The organism is Aquidulcibacter sp., from assembly GCF_049239865.1.
GTDB lineage: Bacteria > Pseudomonadota > Alphaproteobacteria > Caulobacterales > Aquidulcibacteraceae > Aquidulcibacter.
Genome location: NZ_JBMLTR010000107.1, coordinates 40,140 through 47,198 on the forward strand (window position 1 = coordinate 40,140; position 7,059 = coordinate 47,198).

8 protein-coding genes are annotated in these 7,059 nt (G+C 56.0%); 1 reads left to right on the forward strand and 7 read right to left on the reverse strand.

The features are described 5' to 3' along the window. The first annotated feature begins 74 nt into the window (after positions 1 to 74). Complete coding sequence (locus ACOVRA_RS08045) at positions 75 to 1,124, forward strand: 1,9-bis(guanidino)-5-aza-nonane synthase (protein WP_290803066.1); 1,050 nt, start codon at positions 75 to 77, stop codon at positions 1,122 to 1,124. Between the two features lie 140 nt (positions 1,125 to 1,264). Here the strand turns inward: ACOVRA_RS08045 and ACOVRA_RS08050 are convergent, their stop codons facing one another. From ACOVRA_RS08050 to ACOVRA_RS08080, 7 genes are all read right to left on the reverse strand, one after another. Beyond that, complete coding sequence (locus ACOVRA_RS08050) at positions 1,265 to 1,930, reverse strand: energy transducer TonB (RefSeq protein ID WP_421719831.1); 666 nt, start codon at positions 1,928 to 1,930, stop codon at positions 1,265 to 1,267. A 14-nt stretch (positions 1,931 to 1,944) separates the two neighbouring features. Continuing rightward, positions 1,945 to 2,427, reverse strand: coding sequence for a biopolymer transporter ExbD (locus ACOVRA_RS08055; protein WP_421719832.1), 483 nt, complete (start codon positions 2,425 to 2,427; stop codon positions 1,945 to 1,947). 84 nt (positions 2,428 to 2,511) lie between these two features. Then, complete coding sequence (locus tag ACOVRA_RS08060; protein ID WP_421719833.1) at positions 2,512 to 2,988, reverse strand: biopolymer transporter ExbD; 477 nt, start codon at positions 2,986 to 2,988, stop codon at positions 2,512 to 2,514. Positions 2,989 to 3,015: 27 nt separating this feature from the next. Next, positions 3,016 to 3,894, reverse strand: coding sequence for a MotA/TolQ/ExbB proton channel family protein (locus tag ACOVRA_RS08065; RefSeq protein ID WP_290803056.1), 879 nt, complete (start codon positions 3,892 to 3,894; stop codon positions 3,016 to 3,018). A gap of 210 nt (positions 3,895 to 4,104) precedes the next feature. Further along, positions 4,105 to 4,956 carry an N-carbamoylputrescine amidase gene (gene aguB / locus ACOVRA_RS08070; RefSeq protein ID WP_421719834.1) on the reverse strand — a complete coding sequence of 284 codons (852 nt, stop codon included), beginning with the start codon at positions 4,954 to 4,956 and terminating at the stop codon, positions 4,105 to 4,107. A 1-nt stretch (position 4,957) separates the two neighbouring features. Next, complete coding sequence (locus ACOVRA_RS08075; protein ID WP_421719835.1) at positions 4,958 to 5,974, reverse strand: agmatine deiminase family protein; 1,017 nt, start codon at positions 5,972 to 5,974, stop codon at positions 4,958 to 4,960. An 84-nt stretch (positions 5,975 to 6,058) separates the two neighbouring features. Next, positions 6,059 to 7,059: alkaline phosphatase D family protein (locus ACOVRA_RS08080; protein WP_421719836.1), on the reverse strand; the 1,001-nt coding region annotated here is incomplete at its 5' end.

Sequence of the window (7,059 nt, forward strand, 5' to 3'; positions counted from 1 at the left end):
GCCCATCACTGGCCCATAGGGAGTTCCGGCGCGGTCGCTGGCCTTATGGCTCAGGTTAAAAGAGTGCCCAAACTATGGCTGATTCCATCAACGTAAATCGTAAAGCTGAACTTCTCTCCAATGTCGTCGAGCATGTGGATATCGCGTCTTATGATGCGCGCCCCATTATCGACAGCATGAAGAAAATGTCCTTCACCAGCCGTGACACCGGTCGTGCGGCTGAGATTTTCAACACCATGATCGCCGACAAGGAAGCGTCTGTCTGGTTGACCTTGGCTGGCTCGACCAGCGCAGGCGGTTGCATGCATGTCTACCGCGACATGGTGAAGTACGGCATGGTTGACGCCATCGTCGCCACCGGCGCGTCCATCATCGACATGGACTTCTTTGAAGCGCTCGGCTTCAAGCACTACCAAGCCTTAGAAGTGCCAGACGATGAAACCCTGCGCAGCCTCTACATCGATCGCATCTATGACACCTATATCGATGAAGAAGAGCTGCAGGCCTGCGACCACACCATTTTGGAAATCGCAGACAGCCTTGAGCCTAAGGCGTATTCCTCGCGCGCTTTTATTGCCGCCATGGGTAAATGGTTGAGCGAAGGCAATGCCAAGAAGGAAGGCAGCCTGATCCAAACCGCCTATGAGTGCGGCGTGCCCATCTTCTGCCCCGCCTTTGTCGACAGCTCGGCCGGCTTTGGCTTGGTGAAGCACCAAGTTCAACGCATGAAAGACAAGAAGCCATATTTGGTGATTGATGCGATCGCGGACTTCCGCGAACTCACCGACATCAAGATCGCAGCGGGTCGCACCGGCTTGTTCATGGTTGGCGGCGGCGTGCCAAAGAACTTTGCACAAGACACGGTGGTGTGCGCAGAAATTCTGGGCGTCGAAGCTGAGATGCATGCTTATGCCGTGCAGATCACCGTGGCCGACGTGCGCGACGGCGCTTGCTCCTCGTCGACCCTCAAGGAAGCCTGCTCATGGGGTAAGGTTTCGGTGGCACTCGAGCAAATGGTCTTTGCGGAAGCCTCCACCGTGGTGCCGCTGATTGCCTCTGATGCGTATCATCGCGGTCACTGGAAAGACCGGGTCAAGCCACGTTGGGCGAAACTTTTCGAATAGGCCTAGAAACCAGAGCTCAAATTTAGCAAAGGGGCGGCTGCGGTCGCCCCTTTTTCGTGCCCAATCGCTGGCCTCCGCATACAAAAAAGGGCCGCTGTACCAAGTACAGCGGCCCCTAATTTTAGCCGAAGCTTTTCCGATTACTCGCCCAAAACGAACTTCACTTCGAGTGGGTAATCATCAGCCACATTCTCACAGTTGCGGCGCGCTGGCTCAAAGCGCATACGACGCGCTTCACGCTCAACAGCCGATTCGAACACGCCAGGTGGGTTAGCCGAGGTCACGATGACCCCAACAACTGAACCGGTTGCGTCGATCTGCAAGGTCGCCCGAACACTGCCTTCGGTTCCACGGTCCACAGCGCGCTGTGGATAGGCCCGCTCCACGTTGAACTCACGAAGTTTGCGTGGGTTCTTCGCTGCCTCGGTGCACGATGGCGGAGGCGGCGGTGGCGGTGGTGCCGGTGGTGGTGGCGGTGGTGCTGGCGGTTGATAGTCCGTCAACGCAGGTGCCGGCGGTGGGGGGGCGCGCACAACGGTCTCGCGGATTTCTTCCTGTGGCGGAGGCGGAAGGTCCACGACAACTTTGGTTTGACGCTCCACCAGTGGTGGCGGCGGTGGCAGTTTATCAGGCGGTGGTGGAGGTGGAGGCGGTGGTGGAAGTTTCTTTTCCTTCTCCGCCTTCACCACGTTCAGATTGTCCAAGAAGTCCGTCACGATGTGCGGGCGTACTTTGGAGACGCCGTACAAGATACCCGACCAAATAATGATCGAGATCAAGAGGAACAACATACGATATTTAGCCATATCTCATTGCCCTCCTATCGCAACTGATCTGGGCTGATTGCATCTTCAGCAACCAGCGAGACTTTTTGGAAGTTGGCTTCCTGAAGGATCGCCATGGTTCCCATCACCGACGCATATGGCAAGGTTTGGTCCGCACGCACCCGAACTGTTTCCAGCAGGCGGTTTGGAGAATCTGGCACATGGAAGGTGATCCGTTCCAACACCTTGGCAGCCAAGGCATCAGCTTCGGTGATCTGGGTATCCACAAAGATTTGCGGCACGCCCGTCCCATCGTCGCGAATATCGACAACAGTCGGGGTTTTTGGCTTCTCTGTTGGCTCTTTAGGCTGCGGAACGGGGGGTGGAAGATCCACCTTCACGTCCGTCGTCGGAATAGGAGCTGCCACCATGAAGATGATCAGCAACACCAAGAGAATGTCGATGAACGGAACGATATTAGGTTCCGAGCTCGGCTGCATGCCTTTGCCTCTGCCCCCGCCGGAGAGTTTAGCGCCCATGGTGCATTGCTCCCTTCAGGTTCAAAATCTCGCAGAAACAGACCTGGGCGGTATAAAAATTCAACATGATTGTACCTCCCTTACCTAGCGGCGTTTGTCTGCGCCAACGAGCGCAACTTTGTAGAAGCCTTCATCTTGAAGGCGGTTCATAGCGAAAACCACGTTACGGTATGGCGTGTCACCATCGGCACGGATGTAAATCCGTTGGTCGATAATTTTAGCCAAGTCGCCTTTGAAATTTGGGTTGTCTTTAACAACGCCATCAAAGGCCTTTTTCCCGAGGACCGTGGTATCCACGACTTCATCATTGCCCACGAAGAAGCCAACGACGCCACCCTTGTCCTGAATCGTGACATAGGTAGGCTTTGGTGGCCGCTTCGACGGCAGGACCTTGGAGTCTGGCAAGTCGACCTTGATGTCGACTGACGCAACAGGCGAGGCCACCATGAAGATGATCAACAGCACCAACATAACGTCCACGAATGGAACGATGTTTGGTTCTGCGTTGACATCCAGCTGGCCTCTTTTGCCGCCGCCGCCTCCGGCTAGTTTTGCACCCATGATCGGTCTCCTTTTCTAGAGCCCCGATCAGCCCTGCTTGTCCATGTCGCGGGTAACCAGCGAGATGAAGTCGGCTTCAAAGTCTTCCAAATAGCCACCGATCGTGCCGGTTTGCTTTGCGGAGAAGTTGTAGATCAACACGGCTGGGATAGCAGCCACGAGGCCTGCAGCGGTTGCGAACAGAGCTTCAGCGATACCTGGTGCCACAACGGCGAGCGAGGTGGTCTGGGTGTTTGCGATAGCGATGAACGAGTTCATGATGCCCCAAACCGTACCGAACAAACCGATGAACGGTGCGTTCGAACCGATCGAAGCCAAGAAGGTCATGTTGGAACCCAGTTCTTCAAGACCCTTGTTTTGCTCTGCGGTCATTGCCGAACGGATACGCTCAAGCAAATCACCACGGGCATCGCGGTTATTGTAGAGGCCAGCATCCTTCGCCTTTTGCAGCTCGCCATAGCCAGCAGCAAACATTTTCTTGGCAAAGCCGTCTGGTTGCTTCGAGAGCAATTGAGCGGCTTCTTCTGGGGACTTTGCCTTCTTGTAAGCGGCAACGAATTCAACGGTGCGCTTCTTGTTGCCACGCATCACGATGATTTTTTCGAACATCAAGGCAATGGCGTATACGGCGCAAAGCAACAAGATCACCAAAACGATCTTCGACACCAATGGCGAATGCGCAATCATGTCCATCAAGGTGATGTTTTGTTGACCGGCGTTCTTAGCAGCTTCTGCAGCAGCAGCAGCGGCTTCAGCGGCACTTGGTGCAGCAGGTGCGGCAGCAGCGACAGCATTCACTGACTCAACAACAGCGTTCGTGGTTTCAGCAGCAGCAGCAACAGTTGCGTCAGCGGCGGGGGTGGCAGCGGTGTCAGCAGCACCGGCGGCTTGCAGAAGAGCAAACATGGTTTTCTGTATCCTCCAAAATCAGTCCCGCCGTTAACCTTTTTGTAACGATCGGGCTCCACCGGAGTCCTAGCCGCCCTTTAGCGTTTGTGGAAGGGGGCTATGCGCTAAATTGCCGCTGTGAGGCAGGAAATGTCTGTAGAAGATGCTGTTGTTAATAATTGAGTCTGGTTTTGTTACGGTTTTATAACCGTGAAAGGCAAATTTGACTCAGTTTTGTGCATAGAGATCTGGTCGCCGATCCCTGAAAAACCCCCATGCCGCGCGGTGTCTGTCCAAAAATGTCAGGTCGACGGTGCCCGAGGCAATGCCTTCATCGGTGCGGGATAGGTCCGCGATCAAATCTCCGCGATGATCCGCAATAAAGGACGAACCATAGAAGTGCTGATCATCGCCCAAGCCCTTTTCGACACCAATTCGGTTGGCGGCGACCACAGGAATCACATTGCTGACCGCGTGCCCCTGCATTGCGCGACGCCACGGGTCGCGTGTGTCCAATGTCCCATCATGGGGCTCAGAGCCGATCGCGGTGGGGTAGAATAAAACTTCTGCTCCCAACAGGGCCATGGCGCGGGCGGCCTCGGGATACCATTGATCCCAACAGATGCCGACGCCAATTTTGGCGTAACGTGTGTTCCAGACTTTGAACCCAGTGTCGCCGGGCCGGAAGTAATATTTCTCCTGATAACCTGGACCGTCTGGGATATGGCTTTTCCGGTAAGTGCCCAACGCCGTTCCGTCAGCATCAAGAATAACCACACTATTGTAATAGCGCGGCCCTTCGCGCTCAAATATCGAAACCGGAATCACGACGCCCAATTCCGCCGCGATGGGCTGCAGCTGCGTCACACAGGGATGCTCTAGGGCCGGATAGGCGGTGGCGAACCAGCGCTCGTCCTGGGTCGTGCAGAAATACGGCCCCTGGAACAATTCTGAAGGCAGAATGATCTGAGCACCGCCAGCAGCGGCCTGACGGATGAGGGCAATGGTGCGATCAATATTATCTTGAAGATCAGAGCCATAGTGGGTCTGAAGAGCAGCTAGGTTCACAAGGCGCGACATATCAGGCTGGCTCCTGCTGGGTGATACAATGGAAACTGCCGCCACCAGTTAAAATGGCCGTGCTTTGAATGCCGACAACGCGGTGATTTGGAAAGGCCGCCGCTAATCCGCGTAGGGCGGCATCGGTTGAAGGCGCACCATAATGCGGCATCACCACGCTGGCGTTGCCAATAATGAAGTTCATATGCGAAGCAGGAATCGCCTCGCCGTCTTCATCCTCCACCAAGCCGGGGGATGGAATTTGGATGACTTCCAGTGCCCGCCCCGCAGCATCGGTCATGGCGCGCAAGTCTGCAGCAATCTGATCGAGGACATCCCGGTTCGGGTCATCCGCGCCAAAAGGGGCCATGCACATGACGCGGCCAGGGCCAACAAAGCGCGCAATATTGTCTACATGGCCATCGGTGTGATCATTGGCCAAACCATCACCCAGCCACAGGACCTTCTTTGCCCCCAAGGCTGCTTGTAAATGCGCTTCAGCGACCGCTTCGGTCCAACCCGCATTACGATTTGGGTTGAGCAAGCATTGCCGAGTGGTCAGGACGGTACCCTCGCCGTCATGGTCAACAGCACCCCCTTCAAGAATGAACTCCGCCCGTTGCACGGTTGCACAGGCAGCTTCCGCAACCTTGTCGCCGACACTGTCATCAAACGGCAAGTCGTATTTGCCGCCCCAGCCATTAAAGCCAAACCGCAAAGCTATTGCCTTCCCGTCATGCTTAGCAAAGATAGGGCCGGTATCGCGCAGCCAAATATCGCCAAACCCACAGGGATGAATTTGAACCTGTGCTGGCAGGCTTGCGCGAGCGCTGGCGACCGCCTCGTCACCATGGGCGAGAACATGAACAAGGTCGCCAACCTTGCCGGCAGGCGTTGGCGCGACGAGGGCGCGGATCATAGCGGCCACTTCGGCGCGCGCGGGGGCCAAGTCTTCCTGCCACAAGTCCGCTGCCGTCGGCCAGCACGTCCAAATCGCCTTATGAGGGGCCCATTCGGCGGGAATGATCAGTTGCGTCAAAATAGGGCTCCTCGCGGTTACTTGATCCGGGGCTGGTCACATGGCCCTGTCTGGCGCTGGCTGCAAGATGGGCATCTGCGGATCTTAGGCTTCGTTCAGCGCAGCTTTACCGCGCTCAACCACATAGCGCTTCAGAGGCTTAAAGACTTGATCGCGGCGCCAGGTTGTTGGTGTGCTCATCAAGCGCACGTCCATCGTCTGCGGGGTTACGTCGACAAGGCCATAGCCGCGGACCCGGTCATCCTGCCACTTGAGATGCGGATTGTCTGGGAACAATCGGTTCCAGCGGTCATAATTGAACGACATGGTTGAGATTGAGCCGCCGACGAACTCCACCGCCACGGTATCACTCTCAGGTTTGGCATAGTCTTGTTTGACATCGCTGGCCCAGAAGCCGTGCATATCCCCGCCAATGACAACAGACGAAACATCGCGGCGGCGACGGGCCATCTGATCAATGATCTTTTGGCGCGCAGGTTCAAAGCCACTCCAGCCATCGGTAAAGGCGGTTGGGTCGCCTTGGCTATTCTTCTGAAACAAAGTTGAGAAGATCGTCGGCTGGACCAGAACCGACCACTTAAACGGCGCGCGCATGAAATTCTCGGACACGAAGCGCTCTTGCCTAGCGCCCAAAATGGTGCGCGAAGGGTCTTGCAAGTCTGCGCAGGTTGTGCGGATGACGGTCTCCGCCTCTTGCCGCCCCGGCGACAAGCAGGCCCCCTTGGAGCGATATTGCCGGGTATCCAGTAAAGTAAAGTCGAGTAGATCGCCCCAGCCGCTCTGGCCATAAATCCGCATACGGTTGACGGCATCAAAGCGCGAGCGAGCACGCAAGGGCTGGCTCTCAAAGAAGGCTTTGTAAGCATTATATTTGCGGATCGGAAAGTCCTTGGCGGGATCTTGACCAGGAAGGACTTTGCCGAAGTCTGCCTGATAATCATTGGCCACTTCATGATCATCCCAAATGAAGAGCCAAGGAGCCGCAGCATGAGCGGCCTGCAGGTCCGGATCCATCTTGTGGACAGCGTGGATGAGGCGATAGTCGCTCAAGCTAAAGGCATCTTCCACCGGCATGCGGCGGACCG